This is a genomic window from Thiohalocapsa sp. ML1 (assembly GCF_001469165.1).
GTDB lineage: Bacteria > Pseudomonadota > Gammaproteobacteria > Chromatiales > Chromatiaceae > Thiohalocapsa.
Window position 1 is genome coordinate 53,271 of the sequence record NZ_JABX01000008.1, and the last position, 23,462, is coordinate 76,732.

The 23,462-nt window shown below is 69.0% G+C and carries 20 protein-coding genes; 8 read left to right on the forward strand and 12 right to left on the reverse strand.

The window, feature by feature from the left end:
* The first annotated feature begins 41 nt into the window (after positions 1-41).
* Genes ML01_RS06845 through ML01_RS06865 form a run of 5 tightly spaced genes read left to right on the forward strand, consistent with a single transcriptional unit; the run spans position 42 to position 4,807 of the window.
* Positions 42-302 (forward strand): AbrB/MazE/SpoVT family DNA-binding domain-containing protein, encoded by a 261-nt coding sequence (locus ML01_RS06845; RefSeq protein ID WP_058554655.1) that lies wholly within the window; start codon positions 42-44, stop codon positions 300-302.
* On the forward strand, positions 265-717 hold the full coding sequence (locus ML01_RS06850) for a PIN domain-containing protein (RefSeq protein ID WP_058554656.1): 453 nt from the start codon (positions 265-267) through the stop codon (positions 715-717). The genes ML01_RS06845 and ML01_RS06850 overlap by 38 nt, the downstream gene beginning before the upstream one ends.
* The gene (locus tag ML01_RS06855) at positions 692-2,266 is read left to right on the forward strand and encodes a class I SAM-dependent DNA methyltransferase (protein ID WP_058554657.1); all 1,575 of its coding nucleotides are present in this window, start codon (positions 692-694) and stop codon (positions 2,264-2,266) included. Before ML01_RS06850 ends, ML01_RS06855 begins: the two co-directional genes overlap by 26 nt.
* Positions 2,263-3,414, forward strand: coding sequence for a restriction endonuclease subunit S (locus ML01_RS06860; RefSeq protein WP_058554658.1), 1,152 nt, complete (start codon positions 2,263-2,265; stop codon positions 3,412-3,414). Before ML01_RS06855 ends, ML01_RS06860 begins: the two co-directional genes overlap by 4 nt.
* Before the next feature lie 49 nt (positions 3,415-3,463).
* Complete coding sequence (locus ML01_RS06865) at positions 3,464-4,807, forward strand: AAA family ATPase (protein WP_058554659.1); 1,344 nt, start codon at positions 3,464-3,466, stop codon at positions 4,805-4,807.
* A gap of 33 nt (positions 4,808-4,840) precedes the next feature.
* Here ML01_RS06865 and ML01_RS06870 read toward each other — a convergent pair whose 3' ends face one another.
* From ML01_RS06870 to ML01_RS31000, 10 genes are all read right to left on the reverse strand, one after another.
* On the reverse strand, positions 4,841-5,815 hold the full coding sequence (locus ML01_RS06870) for a hypothetical protein (RefSeq protein ID WP_058554660.1): 975 nt from the start codon (positions 5,813-5,815) through the stop codon (positions 4,841-4,843).
* Positions 5,816-6,072: 257 nt separating this feature from the next.
* Complete coding sequence (locus tag ML01_RS06875; RefSeq protein ID WP_058554661.1) at positions 6,073-6,657, reverse strand: hypothetical protein; 585 nt, start codon at positions 6,655-6,657, stop codon at positions 6,073-6,075.
* Between the two features lie 137 nt (positions 6,658-6,794).
* Positions 6,795-8,618, reverse strand: a complete 1,824-nt coding sequence (gene typA / locus ML01_RS06880; protein ID WP_058554662.1) for a translational GTPase TypA — start codon at positions 8,616-8,618, stop codon at positions 6,795-6,797.
* Between the two features lie 628 nt (positions 8,619-9,246).
* Entirely contained in the window at positions 9,247-10,221 is a 975-nt protein-coding gene (locus tag ML01_RS06885; RefSeq protein ID WP_058554663.1) for a lysylphosphatidylglycerol synthase transmembrane domain-containing protein, read from the reverse strand.
* Positions 10,221-11,240 carry a lysophospholipid acyltransferase family protein gene (locus ML01_RS06890; RefSeq protein ID WP_058554664.1) on the reverse strand — a complete coding sequence of 340 codons (1,020 nt, stop codon included), beginning with the start codon at positions 11,238-11,240 and terminating at the stop codon, positions 10,221-10,223. The genes ML01_RS06885 and ML01_RS06890 overlap by 1 nt, the downstream gene beginning before the upstream one ends.
* Positions 11,206-11,652, reverse strand: coding sequence for a hypothetical protein (locus ML01_RS06895; protein ID WP_216819120.1), 447 nt, complete (start codon positions 11,650-11,652; stop codon positions 11,206-11,208). The genes ML01_RS06890 and ML01_RS06895 overlap by 35 nt, the downstream gene beginning before the upstream one ends.
* 249 nt (positions 11,653-11,901) lie before the next feature.
* The gene (locus tag ML01_RS06900) at positions 11,902-16,173 is read right to left on the reverse strand and encodes a translocation/assembly module TamB domain-containing protein (RefSeq protein ID WP_058554665.1); all 4,272 of its coding nucleotides are present in this window, start codon (positions 16,171-16,173) and stop codon (positions 11,902-11,904) included.
* A gap of 80 nt (positions 16,174-16,253) precedes the next feature.
* The gene (locus ML01_RS06905; protein ID WP_254045159.1) at positions 16,254-18,008 is read right to left on the reverse strand and encodes an autotransporter assembly complex family protein; all 1,755 of its coding nucleotides are present in this window, start codon (positions 18,006-18,008) and stop codon (positions 16,254-16,256) included.
* Between the two features lie 312 nt (positions 18,009-18,320).
* Positions 18,321-19,166 (reverse strand): ion transporter, encoded by an 846-nt coding sequence (locus tag ML01_RS06910; protein ID WP_058554667.1) that lies wholly within the window; start codon positions 19,164-19,166, stop codon positions 18,321-18,323.
* Between the two features lie 64 nt (positions 19,167-19,230).
* Positions 19,231-19,359, reverse strand: a complete 129-nt coding sequence (locus ML01_RS31000) for a hypothetical protein (RefSeq protein WP_256363621.1) — start codon at positions 19,357-19,359, stop codon at positions 19,231-19,233.
* A 561-nt stretch (positions 19,360-19,920) separates the two neighbouring features.
* Between ML01_RS31000 and ML01_RS06920 the strand changes: the two genes are divergently transcribed.
* The 3 genes from ML01_RS06920 (at position 19,921) to ML01_RS06930 (ending at position 21,673) form a co-directional block, all read left to right on the forward strand.
* Entirely contained in the window at positions 19,921-20,211 is a 291-nt protein-coding gene (locus ML01_RS06920) for a type II toxin-antitoxin system HigB family toxin (RefSeq protein ID WP_058554669.1), read from the forward strand.
* Complete coding sequence (locus ML01_RS06925) at positions 20,208-20,435, forward strand: hypothetical protein (RefSeq protein ID WP_058554670.1); 228 nt, start codon at positions 20,208-20,210, stop codon at positions 20,433-20,435. Before ML01_RS06920 ends, ML01_RS06925 begins: the two co-directional genes overlap by 4 nt.
* 452 nt (positions 20,436-20,887) lie before the next feature.
* A complete protein-coding gene (locus ML01_RS06930) occupies positions 20,888-21,673 on the forward strand; it encodes an FRG domain-containing protein (protein ID WP_058554671.1) in 786 nt (261 codons plus the stop codon).
* 204 nt (positions 21,674-21,877) lie between these two features.
* Here ML01_RS06930 and glk read toward each other — a convergent pair whose 3' ends face one another.
* Positions 21,878-22,867 (reverse strand): glucokinase, encoded by a 990-nt coding sequence (glk, locus tag ML01_RS06935; RefSeq protein ID WP_058554672.1) that lies wholly within the window; start codon positions 22,865-22,867, stop codon positions 21,878-21,880.
* Between the two features lie 153 nt (positions 22,868-23,020).
* Complete coding sequence (locus tag ML01_RS29540; RefSeq protein WP_058554673.1) at positions 23,021-23,386, reverse strand: hypothetical protein; 366 nt, start codon at positions 23,384-23,386, stop codon at positions 23,021-23,023.
* Between the last annotated feature and the right edge of the window lie 76 nt (positions 23,387-23,462).

The window sequence follows — 23,462 nt, forward strand, 5'->3', positions numbered from 1 at the left end:
GGTAAAGCAGCCGCAGAAGGTAAAGCAACCGAGCCGCGCCCATGATCGCCTTCGAGAAAACCGCCCGAATCTCCAGCAAGGGCCAGGTGACCTTGCCCAAGCGCGCACGCGACGCCTTGGGCTCCGATGTCGTGCGGGTGCTGATCGACGACGACGGCAGCATCCGCCTGGAGCCGGTACCGGACCTGGCCGCCAGCCTGGCGCGCTACGCCGAGCCCGCCCCACACCCCGACGAATCCGACGCGGCCTGGGAGGCCGAGATGCGTGCCCGACACGAGCCGGCCCAAACCCGGGCTGATTGACGCCAACGTCATCCTCCGCTACCTGCTCGCCGATCACGCAGCGCTGCACCGGCGGGCCAAGGCGCTGCTCGACGACGTACGCATCGGGGACCGGCATGTCGTCGTGCTCGAGTCCGTGCTTGCCGAATGCGTCTACGTCATGCAGCGCCTGTATCGGGTGCCGCGGCCCGAGATCGCGGACAAGCTCGACGGACTGCTCGGCTACCGCGGCATCACCGGCCCCGACGTGCCCGTCCTGCGGCGCGCGCTCGCGGTCTACGGCACAACGAGCCTCGGCTTCGCCGACGCGCTGCTGGCCGCCCGCGCCGAAGCCATGAACCTGCCCGTCGTCACCTTCGATGCCGCCCTGGAGCGCTTCGTGACCCGCCAGCCCCCAACCGCACAACCCCATGCCGAGCAAAGCAAACCCCGCTAAGCCCCAAACCACCGCCCAGCAGCTCGCGGCCATCATCAAGTCCGCGCGCAACATCATGCGCAAAGACAAGGGCCTGAACGGCGAGCTGGACCGCCTGCCCATGCTCACCTGGGTCATGTTCCTCAAGTTTCTGGACGACATGGAGCGGCTGCGCGAGACCGAGGCGCAGCTCGCGGGCCGGCCCTTCCGCCCCGACATCGCCCCGCCCTACCGTTGGCGCGACTGGGCCGGCGCCGACGGCGGCCTCACGGGTGATGACCTCATCGCCTTCGTCAACAACGACGAGGCCATGCGCGCCGACGGCAAGCGCGGCGCGGGCCTGTTCTTTTACCTGCGCGGGCTCCAGAGCGCCGACGGCGCCGACCGCCGCGACGTCATCGCCACCGTCTTCCGCGGCATGCAGAACCGCATGGCCGACGGCTACCTGCTGCGCGACGTCATCAACCTCATCGACGGCATCCATTTCAACGCATCCGAGGAGATGCACACGCTGAGCCGCCTCTACGAGAGCCTGCTCAAGGAGATGCGCGACGCCGCCGGCGACTCCGGCGAGTTCTACACGCCGCGACCCGTGGTGCGCTTCATGGTCCGCGTGATGGACCCGCGCCTGGGCGAGACCGTGCTCGACCCCGCCTGCGGCACAGGCGGCTTCCTGGTGGAGGCCCTCGCCCACCTCGCCGCGCAGTGCCGGACCGTCGAGGACCGCCGCACGCTGCAAGGCGCGAGCCTCCAGGGCGGGGAGCCCAAGTCCCTGCCCTACCTGCTCGCACAGATGAACCTGCTGCTGCACGGGCTCGACTACCCGCGCATCGACCCCGGCAACAGCCTGCGCACGCCGCTGCGCGACCTCACCGACCGCGAGCGCGTGGACTGCATCCTCACCAACCCGCCCTTCGGCGGCGAAGAGGAGCGCGGCATCCTCGGCAACTTCCCGCAGGACCGCCGCACGGCCGAGACCGCGCTCCTGTTCCTCCAGCTCATCATGCGCCGCCTAAAGCGCCCCGGCACCGGCAACGACCGCGGCGGGCGCGCCGGCGTCGTCGTGCCCAACGGCACCCTGTTCGGCGACGGCGTCTGCGCCCGCATCAAAGAAGACCTTCTCAAGCACTACAACCTGCACACCATCGTGCGCCTGCCCGAGGGCGTCTTTGCGCCCTACACCGACATCCCGTCCAACCTCATCTTCTTCGACCGCTCCGGGCCGACGCGCGACATCTGGTACTTCCAGATCCCGCTGCCCGAGGGCCGGCGCAAGCTCACCAAGACCAAGCCGTTGCAGGACGCGGACCTCGAAGGCTGTCTCGCCTGGTGGCACCACCGGCAGGAGAACGAGCACGCCTGGCGGGTCAGCGCGGAGGACGTGCTGCGCTACGACGGCGACGGGCGGCTGCTGGCGGTGAATCTGGACCGCAAGAACCCGCATGCGCGCGAGGCGATGGAGCATCGTGACCCGGCGGAGCTGATTGCCGAGATCGAGCGCAAGGAGCGGCGGGTTTTGGAGATCCTGGAAGAGATCAAGGGCGAGATCGCGGCGGTCTCGGCCGCATGACCGATTGGCCGCTGGTCCCGCTCGGCGAGCTGCTGACACAAGTCAGCGACCGGCACCCGGTGGAGGCGGGCAGGATCTATCCGAACATCGGGCTCTACAGCTTCGGGCGCGGGGTGTTCGAGAAGGAGCCGATTGATGGCTCGACTTTCGGTGCCGACTACCTGTTCAGGGTAGGAGCGCGCCAGTTCATCTACAGCCGGCTGAAGGCATTCGAAGGCGCCTATGCCTTGGTGCCGGACTGCGCCGGTGGCGCATTCGTTACCAATGAGTTCCCCACGTTCGAGATCGAAAGCGCTCGCACGTCCGCGGAATTCCTGGGTTGGTACTTCCGAAGACCAATGATCTGGCAAGACTTGGCTCGGTTCTCGACGGGCGTTGGTGCAAGACGCGAGCGCCTGCATCCACAGAAGCTCCTGTCGCACCGCATCCCACTCCCACCGCTCCGGGAACAGCAGCGCATCGCCGAATCGCTGAGCAGCCTGTGGGCACGTGTCGATGAAGCCAAGCGCCTCCGAGCTGAGATACAGTCCGACGCTGCGGCCCTGCTCCACAGCGTCTTCCACCACCTGGTCCAAGGCGCCGCCTATCGCCCCCTCGGCGAGGTCGCACCCATCGTGCGGCGGCCGGTGGAGATCGACACCGACAAGAGCTACGACGAGATTGGCATCCGTTCGTTTCACAAGGGCACCTTCTTCAAAGGGACATCCGGCGGCGCCGACATCAGCCACAAGAAAATGTTCCAGATGGTCCCGGGCGACCTCGTGTTCAGCAACATCATGGCCTGGGAGGGCGCCATCGCCGTCGTTCGGCCCGAAGATGAAGGTCGCATCGGCGTGCACCGCTTCATCACCTGCCTACCCGAACTCGGTCTCGCCGATCCTGACTTCCTCTGGTTCTACTTCCAGACTGAAGAAGGCTTCGAGAAGATCGTCGAGACGTCGCCCGCCACTATCGCACGCAACCGCACCTTGAACGCCAAAATGCTCCCGAGGATCGAGGTGCCGGTCCCGGCGTTCGCCAAGCAGCGCGCCTTCGCCGCGCTTCGCGCCAAGGTGCAATCCATCCAAGACGCCCAAGCCGCCAACCAAGCCGAGCTCGACGCCCTCCTCCCCGCCGTGCTCGACAAGGTCTTCAAAGGCAGGCTTTGAGCCCACCACGCCGGTCACGGCCGAAGCATCAATCTCGCCAGCACAGCCCATGCGCATCGACCGCCTGACCCTGACCAACTTCAAGTGCTTCCCGCAGGACAGCTTCGAGCTGCACCCGCAATTCACGCTGTTTGTCGGCGACAACGGCTCCGGCAAGACCAGCATCCTGGAGGGCCTCGCGGTGGCGGCCGGGAGCTGGCTACTCGGCATCCCGGGGCAGCGCTCGCGGAGCCTGCGCCCGGAGGAAGTCCGCTTCACCGCGCTCGGCGGTCACAGCAACGGGTTGGATGGGCAAGGGATCGCCGAGCCCGCGAGCTGGGAGCCGCATTACCCCTGTGCCGTGGAGGCCGAGGGAAGGGTGCAGGGTGAGGCAATGACTTGGCGCCGTGAATTGAAGAGCTGGCCTGGCCGCACCACCTCGCGCGACGCCGAGGCCATCAAGGCGAGCGCGGACAAGGCCAGCACAACGGCTCGCGAGGGCGATGGCCTGCTGCCGCTGATCGCCCACTACGGCGTCTGCCGCCTCTGCAGCCAGGCACCGGATCAGGCCATCGTCCGCAGCGAGCGTGCCTTGACCGAGCGGACGAAGCTGTCCCGCCTGCAAGGCTACGCGGACGCGATGACCCCGCGCGTGAGCCCCACCGCCTTCGTCCGCTGGATCGCCCGCCAGACCTGGATCAGCTTCCAACAGGCTGGACGGCAGACCGGCGCCTTCAAGGCGGTGCAGCAGGCCATCGCCGACTGCCTGCCGGGCGCCCGGAGCATCGACTTCGACGCGGCCCTGGGCCAGGTCGTCATCGACTTCGGCCCCCGCGGGCTCCAGCCCTTCACCCAGCTCAGCGACGGCCAGCGCTCCATGCTGGCGATGGTCGCCGACATCGCGACGCGGGCCGCCACGCTGAACCCGCACCTGGGTGCCGCCGTGCTGATAGAGACGCCGGGCGTCGTCCTCATCGACGAGCTCGATCTGCACCTGCATCCCAAGTGGCAACGTCTGGTGGCAACCGCGCTGAAGCGCGCCTTCCCGTCCATCCAATTCGTCTGCACCAGCCATTCCCCGCAGGTCATCGGCGAGCTGCACCGCGACGAGGTCAGGCTGCTGCGCGACGGCCGCGTCGAACAGCCGTACATTGCCTTCGGCGCGGACTCCAACTGGATACTGGACCACGTCATGGCCGAGGGCACCTCCTCACAGAACCAGGAGGCGCGGCGGCTGCGGGTCGCGGTGGAGGATGCCCTGGATGCGGGCGACCTGGATGCGGCCCATGCCAGTATCGCCCGCTGGCGCAAGCTGCTCGACGGCGAAACGGCGGAGCTGGCCGAGCTGGCGGCGTATCTCGACCGGCTGGAACGGCTCGCCGCCATCGAGGACGACGAGGAAGCAGAGCCTTGAGGCGGATCATCAAGCGCGCCCCGCCGGCGCGGCTCACCGAATGGCGCCAGCCGCGGCTCGCCGCCAACAAGCCGGCCGGCATGGACTGCACCTAATGACGAGCTGCGGCGCGATGCGGCAACCATCGCCGCCGTCGAAGACAGCCTCTTCGCCGAGCAGGGCGGCATTTGCGCCTACACCGGTTATCCCCTGACACTCGAGAGCGCCCCCCGCGAGGTCGGCTTTCATTGCGAGCACCTGAAGTCGCAGAAACGCTGCCGGGAGCTCGACGGCGCGCACTACGGGGAAGACACGGACTACCAGAATCTCGTTGCCTGCTGGCCATGGCCCAACTTCGGCAGCAAGCTGCCCTGGGGTGCAGATCGCAAAGGCGCCTGGCCCGCGACCGCGGAAGCGCATCTCTTCGTGTCGCCACTGCTCGTGCAGCGCGGTCAGCGTCCGCAGGCGCTTGCGCCCGTATCGCTGTGAGCCGTCGGGGTTCTTGAACTCGTCGAACAGATCGGCGACGGCCAGGCGCTGGCTTGTGACGGCGCGAAAGGCGTCGTCATCGTGCGGCACCGCCAAGTCCTTCTCGCTGCGGTAGACCAGCACCAGGGGCCAGCCGTGTCGCTGGCTGGCCCGATGGGCGTCGAGAAACTCGAACTCCGTGCCGGAGCGGTACGGGCGGCCGTCCGGCTTGGTGCGCCATGCGGGGTCCAGCGGCGTGCCCATGCGGTTGCCGAACAGCACCAGCACGATGTCGCAGGCCGATGGCATCGGCAGGCGCTTGGCGATGGCCTGCTGCGGGTTGAGCGGGGATTCCAGTGGGATGCCGTCGCCCTGCACGCTCCAGGCGACGAGCTGGATCGGCAGCACGTCCGCGTACTGCTCGGCGTAGGCGTTGACCTCCCGGCACACCAGCGCGACCTCCTCTTCCATGTCGCCGGGGGCGGCGACGAAGATGCGGATGGGGTCGGCGGGGCCGGGCCTTGCGGGGCGCTCGGGCGCGTCCGGTGCTGGCTGCTCCATGATCGTTTCTCCGCGGGTCGGTGCCGGGTCGCTGGCCGCGGGAGGTTAGCTCAGATATTCCCTGATGGGCAATTGGGCGGCTGAGCGCGAGCGGGCCGGCGCGCCCGCGAGGCTGATCGGCGCTGCCCGGGCAGCGCGCGCACGCGGCAGTGACGCCGTCCCGGGCCGGCGGCCGGCTGGCAGCTCTGCGTGCTCGACTTCCGCAAGGGTGTGGCCCGCTGCGGGCCGGAGCTGCCCGCCGGCGACGGCGGGCGACGTCAGGCGGTGTCGGGCCGCAGCCGATGGCTCATCAGCAGCCAGAACAGCACCGCGCCGACCAGGATGCCCAGGGCATCGGCCACCAGCGGCAGCGTCTTGTCCACCGCCGCCGCACCGCCGCCGCGGAGCTCCCAGTAGAGCGCGCCGGCCAGCGCGAGCGCGATGCCCCACAGCGCGCTGCGCGCGGGCGTGAGCCCATGGCGCCATTGCGTCGGCATGGTATGCAGCGAAAAGTGCAGGAACACCACCAGCAGCACCAGCACAATGGCCGCGTTGACCCAGAGCGACTCGGCTGCCCCCCAGGCGGCGCGATCGGTGCCGACCAGCGGCAGGGCGCAGAGCAGCGCCAGCAGCGGCAGCGTGACGGTCATGAAGCCGCGGATGCAACGCGAGCGGAAGGCATCCACATAGGCCAGGGCCAGCATCGCGCTCCCGGCGAAGATCAAGGTGCGCGACCAGTGGGCTGCATCCAGCCCGAACAAGGCCGTGCGCGGCGACAAGATGGCGATGCCGATGAGCACCGCCGCCAGCAGCACGGTGAGCGCGAAGGGCAGGCGCCGGCAGTCGGCCTGGGTCTCGCTCATTCGGTAGCCTCCGGTTTCCGACAGGTTGAGAGTGAGGGTAAGGGTGAGGGTTAGAGGTGCGAGCTGCGCGCCGGCCGAGCTGCGCGCGGCAGTCGGGCAGCGGGCCCCTGGCGCGCCGGTTGCCGCGCCGGATGCCGTTAACCCCGCCCGGCGCGCTTGCGCTCGTGCTCCTTCAGAAAGCGCTTGCGGATGCGAATGCCGCCGGGGGTCACCTCCACCAGCTCGTCGCCCTCGATGAACTCCAGCGCCTGTTCCAGGCTGAAGCGGATGGGCGGCGTGAGCAGGATGTTTTCATCCGAGCCCGCGGCGCGGATGTTGGTGAGCTGCTTGGCCTTGAGCGGGTTCACCACGAGGTCGTTGTCGCGCGAATGGATGCCGACCACCTGGCCCTCGTAGACCTCGTCGCCCGGCGAGACCAGCATGCGCCCGCGCTCCTGCAGGTTGAACAGCGCGTAGCCGAGCACCTTGCCCTGGGCGTTCGAGATCATGGCGCCGTTGCGCCGCGGCGCGATGCCGCCGGGGTTGGCCGGGCCGTAGTGGTCGAAGATGTGGTGCTTGAGGCCGGTGCCGGAGGTCAGCGTCATGAACTCGGTCTGGAAGCCAATCAGGCCGCGCGAGGGGATCTGATAGTCGAGCCGCACGCGCCCGTTGCCGTCCGGCACCATGTCCTTCAGCTCGCCCTTGCGCTCGCCGAGCGCCTGCATGATGGCGCCCTGGCTCGTCTCCTCGACGTCCACGGTGAGCAGCTCGTAGGGCTCGCAGACCTGGCCGTCGATCTCCCGGAAGATGACCTCCGGGCGCGACACGGCCAGCTCGTAGCCTTCGCGGCGCATGTTCTCGATGAGAATGGACAGGTGCAGCTCGCCGCGGCCGGACACGCGGAACTTCTCCGGGTCCGTGCCCTCCTCCACCCGCAGCGCGACGTTGTGGATCAGCTCCCGCTCCAGGCGGTCCTTGAGCTGGCGGGAGGTCAGGTACTTGCCCTCGCGCCCGGCGAAGGGCGAGGTGTTCACCTGGAAGGTCATGCTCACCGTCGGCTCGTCCACCGACAGCGGCGGCAGCGCCTCCACGGCATCCGGATGGCACAGGGTGTCCGACACGTTCGGCGCCTCGATGCCGGTGATGGCGATGATGTCGCCCGCGCCGGCTTCCTTCACCTCAAAACGATTGAGGCCGAGGTAGCCGTACACCAAGCCGATCTTGGCACGCTGGCGGCGGCCGTCGCGCTTGACGACCACCACCTGCTGGTTCGGCTTGACGCAGCCGCGTTGGATGCGCCCGACGGCGATGGCGCCGACGAAGCTGCTGTAGTCGAGCGTCGAGACCTGCATGCGGAAGGGGCCGTCGGGGTCCACGTCCGGCGGCGGGCAGTGCTCGACAATGGCCTCGAACAGCGGCGTCATGTCGCCGCCGGTGACCGTGTCCTCCAGCCCCGCATAGCCGTTGATGGCGGAGGCGTAGACAATGGGAAAGTCCAACTGCGCATCGGTGGCGCCAAGCTTGTCGAACAGATCGAACACCTGATCGATGACCCAATCCGGGCGCGCACTCGGCTTGTCGATCTTGTTGACGACGACGATGGGGCGCAGACCATGCTGAAAGGCCTTGCCGGTGACGAAGCGCGTCTGCGGCATCGGCCCTTCCTGCGCGTCCACCAACAGCAGCACGGAGTCCACCATGGACAGTACCCGCTCCACCTCGCCGCCGAAGTCCGCGTGCCCCGGCGTGTCGACGATGTTGATGTGATGGGTCGTGCCGCCCAGCGACACGTTGAGCGCCGTGTTCTTGGACAGGATCGTGATGCCGCGCTCCTTTTCCAGGTCATTGGAATCCATGATCCGCTCCACCGGGCCGAAGCGATCGCCCAGGGTTCCGGACTGCTGCAGGAGCTTGTCCACCAGCGTGGTCTTGCCATGGTCGACGTGGGCGATGATGGCGATGTTGCGAAGATTCTCGATCACTGCGCGGCTCCGGAAAACGGGACGACAAAGACACCCTGGTGGACACCAGGCGACGTGGCGTTAACACAGCACCCGAGCCGGTCGGTCGCCGGCCGGCGGATGAAAAATCGCAGATGGACAAGCGGGCTTGACGCGGGCGCGTCGCACTCGGGGTGGGATAAAGCACGCGGAGTATAGCGCGAAATCGGGCTCCACTGCTGCGGCCCTACGCACCCCGGCTGCAAGTGCTTGTCGATAGCTTGAGAAGGCACAGATAACAGAGATTTGACGACGGAACCTGCGGCCAATTCTCGCTGTAACCCGCAAGGCATTTTTCCGTCATCGATTCTCAGCATCTGCTCACATGCCCTGTGGATAACCCTGTGGATAGACCTTGGGAGCGACCGCTAAACCCCAGTTTTCGCTGGTTTCGCGCTGGATTGTCTCGTCAGTGACCAGCACGCTAAGCTGCTGATTCAGCTAGGTTCACGACCGTCCGCATCGGGGTTGCCCAAAGCCCGGCGGCGCCCAGGCGAGCACGTGCCGCACCTGTGCACAACCGCATTTCCGGGAGCGCGCCGCCCCCCTGCTGTCAACATCGAAACGGCATCAGCCGACCGACGGCGGGTCCACGACGGAATGGCGCGTTTCAGGGCTGACCTGAAGCCCGAGCAGCGCAATCCCCCGATCCGGACGCCCCACCCGCGGGCAGCAGGAACGCCAGTGCGCCGAGCAGCAGCGTCGTGCCGAGCAAGAACAGATGCAGGCTCACGGCCCCCGCCAGCGCCGTCTCGACGCTGACGCCCAGCGGCACCAGCGCCGCCATGCCGGAGAGCTCGTAGGAGCCGGCGCCGGCGATGCCGTGAAAGGGCAGCACGCTGGAGAGCTCGGCGCCGAGCACGCCGGCGAGCAGTTGCCAGTAGGCCGCCGACACAAAGTGCGACAGCACCAGCACGAAGGCCGTGAGCTTGGTCGCCCAGATCGCGAGTGTCTCCAGATAGAGCCGCAGCAGCAGCGCCGCGTCTGCCGGCGCCGCGTCGAGCACGAACAACAGCACCCGTCGCGGGCGCCCCGCGGGCAGTCGCTCCACCCAGCCCAACCGGCGCACCGCGAGCCCCGCGGGCACCAGCGCGAGCCACAAGACCCCAAGCAGCGGCCACCACCACGCGGGCGACCACAGCCAGCCCACCGCGAGCCCGGCGAGCACGAGGCAGTGCAGGTCCATGACCCGAATCCACAGCAGCGACGCACCGGCGGCGAGAAAGCCGTGGCCGAAGTACCGGCGCATCAGCCACGGGAACACCACCTCGCCGATGCGCATCGGCAGCAGGTTGTTGGCCGCGTTGTGCAGCACGGAGAGCCGCAGCACGGCGAGGAAGCGCCCGGCCACCAGCGGGCCGAAATAGTCGTAGACCCGCACCGCCCGGAGCCCGTAGCTCGCAGCGGTGAGCACGAAGGCGCCGACCAGGAGCGGCGCCGGGATGTCGCGCCAGGGCGCGAACAGCGCCGGCCAGCCGACGCGGTGGTCGACAGCGATGAGGAGCCCCGCCAGCAGCGTGAGCCCGATGAGCCAGTCCCGTGGCCGGCGCAGGCGCGAGACCGGTTCCGGCGGCAGCCTGGCCACTAGGCGCCGACCTCGTCCGGACCATGGCGCGCGAGGCGCCGGCGGCGCTGGCGGCGCGACTCCCGATACACCGGCGCGGCCCCGGGCGGGCGCGTCTTGAAGCGCCGGTGCACCCAGAAATACTGCGCCGGCATGCTCGCGAGCCGCGCCTCGATGACGCGGTTCATGTGCGCCGCGTCCGCCGCCTCGTCGCCGCTCGGAAAGCCTTCGAGCGGCGGGTCAAAGCAGAGCTCCAGCCCCTGCCCCCGCGGCAGGAAGCGCGCGAAGGTCGGCACCACCGTTGCGCCGGCGAGGCGCGCGATGCGCCCAAGGGTCGGCACCGTCGCGGCCGCCACGCCGCAGAAGGGCACGAACAGGCCGCGCCGCCCGGCGTCCTGGTCCGGCAGATAGAAAAACGGCGTACCGGCGCGGATCTGGCGGATCAGCCCGCGCAGGTCATCGTGGCGCTCCACCGGGATGCTGCCGAAGCGGGTGCGCCCGTACTTGACCCGCGCATCGATGACCGGATTGCGGATGCGCTGATACATGTACATGCCGGGGTGCACCAGCGCCGTAAACGCCGTGCCGCCGAGCTCCAGGCCCACGAAGTGCGGCACCAGCACGATGACGGGCCGGCCGGCGGCAAGGGGCGCATCAATGCGCTCCCGATGCACGATGCGCACGATGCGCCGCAGCCGCTCCGGCGTCGCCTGCCAGCTCAGCCCCTGGCAGACGGCGGCGACGCCGAGCCAGCCGAAGTGCGCCCGCAGCAGCGCCTCGCGCGCCCGGGCATCGAGGTGCGGCCGGCAGAAGCCGAGATTGGTGCGGGCCACGGCACGGCGCCCCGGCAGCACCCAATAGCTCAGGCGGCCAAGCGCCTGTCCCAGCGCCCAGAGCAGCGGAAAGGGCAAGCGCGCCAACAGCCCGAAGCCGCCGAGCGCGATGGCGGCCGGCCAATGCCGCGGCGCCCAAGGCCGGAGGCTCGGCGCCGCGGCGCCCGGCTCGCTATTCGAACCAGGCCCGTTCGATGCGTTCGACATAGGGCAGCTCGGCCAGGCGTTGCAGCACGAAGGCGAAATCCGGCCGGTGCGTGTTGCCGAGCACCAGCACCTGCTCCGGCCCGCAGCCGATGCGCCCGCGGGAGCCCGGCTGCAAGCGCGCCGTCGCGTCGATGGCCTGCACCTCGGCGGCGAAGCCCTCGCCCACCGGGATGCAGAATTCGTAGTCCACGGATCGCTTGCCATCCGGCGGCCCGATGAGGCCTTGGGCGTCCAGCTCGGACAGGTCGAAGCGGATCACATCCGCCGCCGACGCCTCGGGCTCGACGGCGTGCAGCGTCGCCAAGCCGAGCGCCAGGGCGGCACCCACCGCGAGGGCGGCCAGGCTGACACGACGACCGGCGCGCGGCGGCCGGCCGGTGCGCCAGAACGGGTGGGCGGGGGCTCGGTGCATCGAGGTCCATGGCAGCAGGCAGAGATTGATGGCGGCATGTTGTCTGCTGGCGCAGCATAGTTCAAGCCGAACGGCGGCGGCCGGCGCACGCGGTCGCGGTCGTTGTCGTCATCGGGCTCCACACGTCTTCTCCGCGGCGAGCGCTGCACCGGCGGAGGGTTGTGCCGATGGCGATCCCGACGCCGGAAGACGGGGGCGGGACGCCCCCGCTCCCGGTCGGCGACCGCCGCGGCGGCCACCCGCCGGCACTCAGTTCTCGAACTTGAAGAAGATATCCGCGCCCTGGCTGTCGCCCGTCTCGGTCTGCAGCTCAATGCGATTGGACAGGTCGTAGCGCATCTTCACGCTGTCGCGTGCGTCGCCAGTGTTGCTCTCGTATTCCATGTAGAGCTTCGGCGCGACGTAGGTGCCGACGGAGATGGCGCGGCGGTCTGCCTGCGCATCGCGCTTCGGCGGGATGCCGGTCACCAGGTACTGCGTGATCTCGGCTTGGGTGAGGTTCGGGTCGGTGTCCGAGAAAAAGGACAGCTTCGGGTTCTTGAGCGTGCCCAACACCTGCACGCCGGCGGTGATGTCGCCGCCCTCGCGCTGCGCATTCAGCACCAGGCCGGGGTTGTCGAGCGGCGTCTTGGCAAAATTGACGATGCCCTGCTCGATCGTCAGCGGCTTGCCGATAGCGGTCAGCACGCCGAGCGTCGGCAGCGTCACGCGATAGGTGCCGTCGACGATCTGCAACTGCCCGTCGCCGATGATCTGTCCTTGCGGCGCCTTCGACACGCGCAGCTCGCCGCGCAGCAGGCCGCGCAGCCCGAAGGCATCAATGGAGACCTCGTCGCCGAGCTTCGCCACCACGTCGATGCTGAGCGGCAGCGCCGCTTGGTCCTCGTCGGGGGCCTCCATGACCACGTCCGGCGACGGCTGCACGGCGCCGGTGGGCACCGTGCGCGGCTTGATGCGCGCCTCCGGCACCGTGACCTGCCCGGTGACGGCGGCGCCGGCGGGGCCGACGCCGATGGTGATGTCCGTGGACAGCCGGACGAAGTACTCCCGGCTGTCGGCGGGCTTGAGATCGTTGCCGGAGATCCGGATGCGCGCCTGCGGCGTGGCGCCGGCGAGGTCCACGCCGCCGTCGATGGTGACGCGCCCGCCGCCGACCTCGGCGGCGCCGTCGATGACGAGGTCGTTGGGCCCGCGGCTCGCCACCGTGAGGTCGGCGCCGGACACGGTGGTGCCGTAGAGCGGCACGGTGAGCCCGAGCCCGCGCACGCGCAGCTCGCCGCGGAGGTCCGGCTCGGCGACGGTGCCGGCCAAGCGCACATCGCCGTCGATGTTGCCGGTCACGTTCGTCACGTCCGGCAGCAGACTCGAGATGCGCGCAAGTCCGTCCAAGCGCACCTGTGCGGTGCCGCGCAGCGGCTGCGCCGGCCCGCTCGCGAGGTCAAAGCCCGGCAGCGACACCTGCGCCGCAACGCCGCCGAGCCCGACCAGCGGCAGGTCGAAGTCCGCCGTCAGCCCGGCGGCGCCGGCGTTGACGGTGAGCCGAGTGTTGGAGAAGACGAGCTGATCGCGCGCCTCGTCGAGCGCCATCTCGATCTGCCCCTCCGGCACCGTGATGCGCGCGTTGCCGGTGAGCGCGGTGCCCTCGCCGCGAAAGCGCGCCTCGGCGCGCACGAAGCCCTTCAGCACCAGCAGCTCCGGCAGCACCGGGTTGAGCACGGCAAGCTCGATGCGGTCCGCATCCAGCGACACCTCGAAGCGCCCCGGCGCCGGCTGCTCGAACCCGGCACAGGCACCGGAGCCCTTGCCGTTGCCGAGGCAGAGCGGCCCGGCGCGCACGCCACCGTCGGCGTAGGCGATGCCGGCCGGTCGGGTCAGGCTCCAGGTGCCGAAGGTCTCGGAGGCGAGCTGGAGCGTGCCGAGGCTGCCCTTGTAGGCGCCATCGGCGGCGAGGCCGCCGGCGAGCGCGAGCTGCGCCGATAGCGCATCGCCGGTCAGCGCCAGGTTCAGGCGATGGTCCGGCATGCGCCCGCTGCCGTCCACGGTTATGTCGTCGAAGCGCAGCGTGCCGACGATGAGGTTGCTGCCCGTGACATCGATATCGAAGTCCCCATCCGGCCCGAGGCCGACGTCGGCGCTGCCGCTGACCTGCTCGATGCCCTGGGCGTCCATCGCGATGTCGCTGCCGGTGAGCGTGAGCCGCAGCCGAGGCTGCGCCAGGGTGCCGCCGATGTTGGCCGTGACATCGAGGCTGCCCGCGGCGCCGGGCAGGAGCGCCGCCAGGTCTGGCGAGCCCAAGTCGGCGCGGAAGTCGAGCGCCTCGCCCACCAGGCTGCCGGTGGCGTCGAGCCGGGTGGTGCCGGAGCCGGCGTCGAGCTTGGCGAGCCGCAGGGTCTCGCCCTGCATCTCGATGTTTGCGGCGAGCCGCACCGGGTAGCCGCGCAGCTCGCCGTCTACGTCCGAGATGGTCGCGGTGAGCTCGGGTCCCGCCGCGCCGAGCCGGCCTTGGCTGCTGATGCGCCCGCCGACCCGCCCCGGCCAATCGGCCAGCACCGTGCCCGGATCGAGCCCGGTGAGCGTCAGGTCCGCGTTCCAGCCCAGCGCCGGCGCCCAGGCCACATTGCCGCTGCCGGCGATCTGCCCGTTCAGCACCGCCACGTCGAGGGCGGCGATCTCGGCGGACTCGGCGCTGCCGGTGCCGCGGACATCGACCACCGCGGGCGGATAGGCCGCGAGCGCGGCGCTGCCCTGCAGACGATAGTCGAAGCCGTTGTCGAGCCCGCCGGCGCTCGTCAGCTCGAAGCCGACGCGGCCGTCGAGCCCGCCATACTGGCGCCCGGGGTCAAGGTCGTTGGCGATCAGCCGCAGGTCCCAGGTCAGGCCGGGCACCCAGGCGACCTTGCCGACGCCGTCGATGGCGCCGCCCAGGGTCTCGATGCTGAGCGTGTCGACGGCGAGCTGCTCCGCGTCGCCGGTGCCCGCAAGGTTCAGCACCACGGGCGGATAGGCGGTGAGCGCGGCGGTGACATTGGCACCCAGGCTATAACCCTCCTCCAACCCACCCGCGCTGTCGGCCTTGAGCGCGACACTGCCGTCGAGCCCAGGCCACTGCCGGCCCGGGTCGATGTCGGCGGCCGTCACGGCGAGGTCCCAGGTGGGCGTCGGCGCCCAGGCGAGGTTGCCGCGCGCCTCGATGCGCCCGCCCAGCGTCTCCACCAGCAGCGCCTCGATGCGCGTGGATTCGGCATCGCCGGTGCCGCTCAGGGTCAGCGCCGTTGCCGGGATGTCCGGCCCCTCGACGGCGGCCTTGAGTCCGTAGGTGAAGGCGTCGAGGTCGCCGGTAACGCTGAGCTCGCCGCTCGGCGCGCTCACCAGAGGCTCGCCGGCCGGCGGCCAGCGCAGGCCGGCCCACGTGCCTTCGAGGTCGAACTGGGGCGTCGCGCCGGCGAGGTCCATGTGCCCGGTCAGGTCCAGCGTCGCGTCGTTGGCCGTCTCGTCCAGGTGCACGCGGCTCAGTGTTAGGCGCTGCTCGGCCCAGGTGAGGTCGAGCGCCGCCTTGAGGCTGCCGAAGTCGGCGAGGTCCGGCGCGCTCGCCACGAGATCGCCGGTGACGGTGGCGCGGTCGAGGTCGCCCGCGGACTTGAGCTCCGCGCGCAGGTCCACGGGCGGGGCGTCGGGCACGATGGCGGGCAGGTCCAGGCTGGTCAGCGTGATCTCGGCGTCCCACGCGGGCTTCTCCAGCAGATCGCGCACGGTCGCATCGAGGGTCAGCGCCGCGGCGCCGGTGACCTTGTGCACGATGCCGAGCGTGGCGAGATCGCCGCCGATGCGCCCGGTACCGGTGAGCGCGAGCCCGGGCGGCTGTCGGAGCTGCCAATCAAGCCCGAGATCGACGGGATAGTCGCCGACCAGCTCCACGCTGCCGGCGGCATGGACCTCGGCGTCCGGCTGCGCGGCCACCAGGTCCAGCTTTTCGAGTGCGACGCGGCTGCCGTCGGCGCTTGCGGCCAGCTCCGCGCGGGTGACGCGCAGCGCCGACTCGGGCGGCGCGTCGCGGTCGCGGAAGCTCAGGCGCTCCACCAGCACCCGCTCGATGTCCACCGCGATGGGCAGGCGGATCTCGGGCAGCTTGAAGGGCTCCTTCGGCTTGTCGTCCGCCGTCGGCGTGGTGACGATGTCGATGTCCGCGGCGCTGAGATCCGCCACGTGCAGTCGCCCGCGGAACAGCGCGCCGGGCGACCAGGCGAGATGCAGCCGGCCGGCGTCGAGCGCGAGGCCTGGCAGGTTGAGCCTCAGGTCGGTGACCGTAAGCTCGCCCAAGAGCCGCCCCTCGACGCTGCCGACGCTGACCATCTCGGGAGCGACCTCCCCGGCCAGCGCCACGGCGAGCCGAAGCCCCGTCTGCGTGCCGACGACGAACCCGACCAGCAGCACGGCCACCAGCAGCGTCGTGCCGAGCACGCGCAGCAAGAGCCCAAGCAGCGGGAAGCCGATCAGCGATGGTCCGGTGCGTCGTCGTGTCATGTGGTCGTCGTCGTCGCAGTCGTTGTCGTCAGCCGCAAGCTCTGCCCCTAGCCCCTAGCCCCTAGCCCCTAGCCCCTTCTTCAAAGATCAGGCCCCAGCCCAAAATGCAGCCGAACCCCGCCCGGCTCCTTCGTCAGCGCGTAGGCCAAATCCACCCGCACGGGGCCAATCGGCGTCGCGAAGCGCACGCCCAAGCCCGCGCTCTGCTCCCAGTCGGCGGTGGAGTCGGGGTCGAAGGCGTTGCCGAAGTCGGTGAACACGGCGGCGCTCCAGGGACCCTTGAGCTTGCGCTCGTACTCCAGGCTGCCGACGGCGAGATAGCGACCGCCGACGATCTGTCCCGTGTCCGGGTCGATGGGTCCCAGCGCATCGAGCCCCCAGCCGCGGATGCTGTTGTCGCCGCCGGCGAAGAAGCGCTGACTGGCCGGCACGTCCGTGATGCTCGTAGCCCAGGTGGCGCCCAGGCTGGCGCGGGTGATGAACCGGTTGCCCTGACCCAGGCTGCGGATCAGCTTGCCGTTGACGGCGGTGCTGAGAAAGCTGGTCTCGGAGAGCACGTTGCGCGCCGTGCCTTGCAGCAGGAATTTCAGCCGCCAGCCGTTCTTGGTGTTGATCGGGTCGTCGGCGACGAGCTTCGACCAGGAGGCGTGCGGCACAAAGCCGTTGAAGCTGTCGCTGTCCTCGTCGGCGACCTCGTAGTCCTCGTAGCGATAATCAAGACCCAGGTCGCGCCGCCAGCCGGAGCGCGTCAGCACCGACTGCACGCCGGTCACCTTGAACAGCGTGCCCTGTCGGCCCGCGGTGTCGAAGGCGTAGATCTCCGGGCGGATCATCACGTAGTCCGCCACCGGATCGCGGATGGGGATGCGGTACTCGCCCACCAGCGATTGCGTCACCGGTGCGACCTCGATCTCCGCCCTCAGCTTGTGGCCCCAGCGGTTGATGTAGCGGCGCCGGTAGTCCAGGCTGAAACGCGGCCCAATGTCCGTCGCGAAGCCGACGCCGACGCGGTACTTGTTGGCCTTGTTGCGCTTGGCGATGACCTCGATGGGCACCTGGCGGTCGGGGCCGGCCTGATCGATCTTCGGCACGATCTCGACCTCGCTGAAGTACTCCGCGCCGATGAGCCGGCCCTGCAGCGCGAGCAGCAGGTCGGGGTCGAAGACGGCGCCGGGCTCGAAGCCCACGTACTTCCGGATGAGCTTGTCCGCGAGCAGATCCTGCTGGAAGCTCACCCGGCCCAGGAAATACTGCGGCCCCGTGTCCAGGTGGAATTCGATGTGCGCCTCGTAGGCCACCGGGTCGATCAGCACCGTGCGGCGCACCAGCTCGGCGTTCACATAGCCCTCGTTGGACGCCGCCGAGGTGATCTCGCCCTTCGCCCGCTCGTAGTCGGCGTGCAGCAGCACGTCCCCCGGCTGCATCGGAAACTCTTTCGGAAAGGCCGGGTTGTCGGCGCCGGGGCCGGTGATTTGGTAGTCCACGGAGCCGATCTTGACGGGCTCACCGGGGTCGATGCGATAGCTGGCGACCCAGCGCCCGCCGTCGGTCTGCGGCTGCGTCAGGCTGTCTTCCACCTCCACGCGATAGAGCCCGAAGGGCGCGAGGGCATCGCGGATCTGCTCCGGTGCCCGCCGATGCAGGGCCAGCAGGCGCGGCACGGTGAGGTTGTCGTCCTGCTGCTCCTGATAAATGGCGAGCATGGCGAGGACGTTTTTCTCCTCCTGGCCCTCGACCCCTGCCACCTTGACCTCCAGCGACAGCGCAAGTGCTTCGATCGGCAGCAGCAGAAGACAACAGACGACAATGGCCGCCCGCCGGCGGGGGCGGGGCACGCATGAGCGCTGCCGACCGGGAAGACACATGAGCCGGCGACAGGCGAGGCCGAGCCTCAGACCGGCATGGTCAGGCGGAGTCGCCTTGGGCGACCCGCTTGTCATCGCAAGAAAAGCAACGGCGGAGCGCCCAGAGCCAAGGTGGCATCCCTGACCCTCTAGCGCGCGAGCGCGGTCTGGCTGTAGAAGTTGACGCATCTAGGCGCATTTTGCGCCGCCAAGGATTTGATTTGCAATTCAGATGAGTATGCGGCGCAGTTCAGCGCACTCATAAGACACCAGTATCCCCTGGAGGGTATCCGCCCCCATGCGTCAGCCGCGGGCCTCTCCGGCATCGCCCGTCGCGGCATCGCCGGCAAGCGCTGCCCGCAGCGCCGCGATGTCCTGTCGCAGGCGCTGCACCTCGGCGAGCACCCGGTCAGTATCCTCGTGCATCGCGCCCTCCACCTCGCGGCGCTCCGCGGCATGCTCGGCCTCATGCATGGTCTGCATGGTGTCCACGATGATGCCGATGAACAGGTTCAGCATCGTGAAGGTCGCGATGAGGATAAAGGGCACAAAGAAGGCCCAGGCCGCCGGATACTCGGCCATCACCGGGCGCACGATGCCCATGGACCAGCTCTCCAGCGTCATGACCTGAAACAGCGTGTACATTGACGCCCCGATGCTGCCGAACCACTCCGGGAAGGCCGGCCCGAACAGGCTCGTGGACATAACGGCGAACACGTAGAAGAGCAGCAGCATCAGTCCGGCGATGGATGTGATACCGGGCACCGCCGCCAGCAGCGCCTCGACCACGAACCGCAGCCGCGGCACCGTGGACACCAGCCGCAGCACCCGCAGCACCCGCAGCGCCCGCAGCACCGCGAGCGGCCCGGTCGCCGGCACCAGCGCGATGGCGACCACGATGAAGTCGAACACGTTCCATGCCCCGCGGAAGAAGCGCAGCCGGAAGGCATAGAGCTTGAGGCCGATCTCCACCACGAAGATGGCCAGCGCCGCGCGATCGAGCACGTGCAGCAGCCCGCCCCAGCGGGCCATGATGCCCGCCGAGGTCTCGAGCCCCAGCGTGACGGCGTTGAGAATGATGACCGCAATGATGAATCGCTGGACCGGTGCGGACTCGATCCAGGCGCCGATGCGCTCACGGGACGACATAGAGGAAACAACTCCTGTGTGAGAACGGGCGGATGAGCCTTCGCCTCAGAGCGAAGAGGCGTGCTCATCGATTTCGCGCCAAGATCGGGATCGGGATCGGGATCGGGATCGGGATCGGGATCGGGATCGGGATCGGGATCGCTATCGAAATCGAACCGAGCGACAACCGATCCCAGATCCCGATGTCGCTCACGCGCGCCTCGCCGGTCCGCGCGTCGAAACTTGACCCATCTGCAAGTATCCGGCGCCGTCCAGCGCTCTAGGGGCTAGGGGCTAGGGGCGCCAAGACCGGGGCCGCATGATCTTTGGGCTGCTTGAGAGGTTCAACGGGCACGAAGTACACTTTTTGTCCGAAGCCGACAACAGGTCCCTGACCGAGCGCTTCGCCCAGGCCCCCAGCGGCCTGGAGACGGGTCAGGCCGGTGTCGTACGGCGCATGGTCGGCCAGTTGAGAAAGTGCTCAACCAGCGCAGCGCGCCGCCCGAGGCATGTCGCGGTGCGTCCAACCAGCGCAACGCGATGCGCATCAAGGCCAACGACCGGCGCGCATGCCGGACGCCACGGTGCGCGTCCAAGCTACACGGACCGAACCGCTGCTGGGTCAACCCAAGCCCTGAGGCGCAGCGCTGGCTCGGTTGGCGGTTGCCATCCGGCGGCGAGTTTGCGGAGTATCGCCCATTCGATGCCTATAAATGTTAAGGGCGTCCGCGCCGACCTGGCGATATGCGCGAACCGGTAACCGGCGATCCAACCGATGCGCGTCATCTCCAAACGCCCCATCCGCGAATTCTGGACCCGGCATCCCGAGGCCCAGCCAGCGTTGCAGGACTGGTATCGTCGTCTGAGCCAATGTGCCGCGACATCCTTCCCGGAGCTGCGGCAGACCTTCGGGTCGGCGGATTACGTGGACGGCTACGTGATCTTCGACGTCGGCGGGAACAAGTACCGGATCGCGACGGTGATCCACTTCGATAAGCAACGGGCCTATGTGCGGGCCGTCATGGCCCATGCGGAATACGATCGAAACCGGTGGAGGCGAACATGAACGCTGTGCTGGATGTCGAGAAGATTGTGCCGGCCTGGCAGACGCTGAAGGCCTTGGCACCGCTGGCGCACATCGAGTCCGAGGCGGACTACGAGCGCACCACCGCCTTCCTGAACGAGCTGCTGGACGAGGTGCGCGACGATGCTGCGCATCCGCTGTACTCGCTGGTGGCGGTGGTCGGCGACCTGATCGAGGCGTACGAGATCGAGCACGAGCCGCGGTAGTCGAGGGGGCCAGAATTCCGGGCACGGGAATACCGGGGACAGTGCGAGGCACAGTGCGGCCTGGCAAGGCCGCGTGATCCAGCGGGTGAGAACCCCGCGCCCCTCGCGGATGGCCCAAACCACCGGTGCCGCCGTGCCCCCGCCAACCGACGCGGACCAGCCCAGCGCGGATAAGCGCAGCGCATCTGCCACTCTGCGGGCCGTAAACAGCCGGGTATGGCAACAACCAGAGGAGCGCGCGATGAGAAAGGCCGCCTTCACCTACTGGATTGCCTCCGATGGCAAATGTCTCGGGTACCTGAACCAGTTTCCCGACTATTGGACGCAGGCGCCGGCGTGATCTGGGTAATGCCCTGGGCGCATGTCGCATTGTCACGGGCGTCGTGTAGGCTTCGCGGTTGCTTGGGCCGCGCGCGGCGCGTCATGACGAGGCCACAGAGGAGGCCACAGAGATGGACGAGATCCGCATCGAGAGCTGGAACGACCTCCAAGATGCCCTCTTTGCCGAGGCCTGGATCCCAGCGCTCGGGCGCTTCCGCTCGCGTTACGCCTTTCGCGGCCTGTCCGACGCGTGCTACCGGCTGGAGACGACGCTGTGCCGGCTGGGCGGCGATTATCCGGTGCTGGAGCGGCACCTGTTGCGGAATTTTCGCAAGTATGCGCATCAACGCGTCGTTGAGCGGGACTCGGTATGGCACTGGCTCGCGGTCGCCCAGCACTACGGGCTGCCGACACGGCTGATGGACTGGACCTACTCGCCCTTCGCGGCGCTGCACTTCGCGACGGCCAACATCGAGCAGTTCGACCGCGACGGCGCCATCTGGGGCGCGAACTATCTGCGCACGCACGAGCTGGTGCCGGACCGGCTGGCCGAGCAGCTCGCCCGCGAGGGCGCCAACGTGTTCACGGTGGAGATGCTGTCCGAGGCCGTCAAGTCGCTCGATGAGCTGGACGCGCTCTGCCCGCGCCCCTTTGCGCTGTTCTTCGAGCCGCCGTCCATCGACGACCGCATCGTCAATCAGTTCGCGTTCTTCTCGCTGATGTCCGACCCGCGCGTGGCGCTGGATGATTGGTTCGAGGCGCACCCGGGGCTCGCGCGCAAGATCGTGATCCCGGCCGGGCTCAAATGGGAGATCCGCGACAAGCTCGATCAGTCCAATGTCACCGAGCGGGTGCTGTTCCCGGGGCTCGACGGGCTCACCGCTTGGTTGAAGCGGCATTATAGTCCGCATGGGTAGGGCCTAGGGCCTAGGGCCTAGGGCCGAGGGCCGAGGGCCGAGGGCCGAGGGACGAGGGCCGAGGGCCAAGGAAGACCTCCTCGGCCCACCGGTTCACTTGCCGCGACGGCGGGCGGCGCAAGCAGACGCTCCGTGCGCTGGTTTGCTCTGCCTCGCCAGCCCCTAGCCCCTAGCCCCTAGCCCCTAGCCCCTCGCCCCTAGCCCCTAGCCCCTAGCCCCTAGCGCCTCATTACAAAGGGCAGCGCCCAGCAGCGGCGCCTGCTGGTTCAGGATCACGCGCACGGGCATCCGTTCCATCAGCTCGCGCATGCGGCCCTTATCCAAGAACCCGGCCAGGAAGTCCCCGGCGCGGAGCAGGGACAGATTCTTCGGCGCGATGCCGCCGCCGAGATAGACGCCGCCCGAGGCCATGAGCTTGAGCGCCAGGTTGCCGGCCTCGCGACCATACAGGCGCGCGAACATCGCCATGGTCTCGCTGCACACCGGGCAGCCCGCCGCAGCCGTCTGCGCCACCGCGGCGGCAACGTCGCCATTGCCGGCCAGCGCCTCGTCCACCAGCGGCGGGTGCTCGGCCCGATGCAGGTCGGCCAGAAATTCGTAGACATTGCCGATGCCCATGCCGGACACGACGCGTTCCCAGCTCACGCGCCCGAAGCGCTGCTGCAGAAAGCCCAGCAGCGCGAACTCGTGCTCGTCCGCCGGGGCGAAGTCCGTATGCCCGCCCTCGGTGGCAAAGGGCCGGTGGCGGGCGCCGTCCCAGAAGAGCCCCGCCTCGCCGAGCCCGGTGCCCGCCGCAACGACACAGGCGTTGCCGACAGCACCCGGCTCGCCGGCTTGCAGCTCGGCCACGTCCTCCGGACCCAGCGCGTCCACGCCCCAGGCGACGGCCTCCAGGTCGTTCAGCAGGCGCACATCGCTAAACCCGAGCAACCGGGCGAGCTCGGCGGCATCGACGCTCCACGGCAGGTTCGTGGTCCGGCTCTGCCCGCCCACCACCGGCCCGGCCACGGCGAAGCTGCCCAAGTCGCAGACGACGCCCGTGTCATCCATCCAGCGCCGGACGATGTCCGCGAGCGAGGCATACTGCCGGCTCGGATAGCGCGCCACCGCCGACAGCCGCACCCTGCCGCCATCCACCTCCGCCACCGCGAGCCCCGTTTTGGTACCGCCGATGTCGCCGACAATCACGCGCATCGCTCTCTCCCAATGCCTTTTGCCAGGGGCGGGATGATAGCAAGGGGGAAGGGGCGCGGGCCGAGGGCCGAGGCGGAAGACGCTCGGAGCACGTGGCTCAGTCGCTTGAGGCATGCGCCGCCCGGCGGGCACCGGGCGGCGCGTGCGCTTGGCTTACTTGGACTCCGACTCGGGGGCGGGCGCGGCGGGTGCCGCCCAGGCGTAGCCCGGATAGCCGTAGGTGTAGGGATAGCCACCGTAGGCATAGGGATAGCCGCCGTAGGCGTACGGATAGCCAGCCCCGTAGCCCGGGTAGCCGCCCCAGTAGCCGGGATAACCGTAGCCGTAGCCCGGCCCGTGCCACGGACCGCCCCAACCCGGCCCCCAGCCGTTACCCCAATTCCAGGGGTTGAACGGCCCCCAGAAGGCGTTCGCGGAACCGGCGGCGAACAGCGTGGCGCCGGCGAGACCGGCAGCAAGCAACAGACGCTTCTTGGGCAGCTTCTTGGCGAGCTTCTTGGCGAGCTTCTTGGCGAGCATAGCAAGACCTCCGTTTATTGACGTTCTGAGCAACAGGGCCGGGCGTCGGTCCCGGCCCGACAAACAGCTTAGGCAA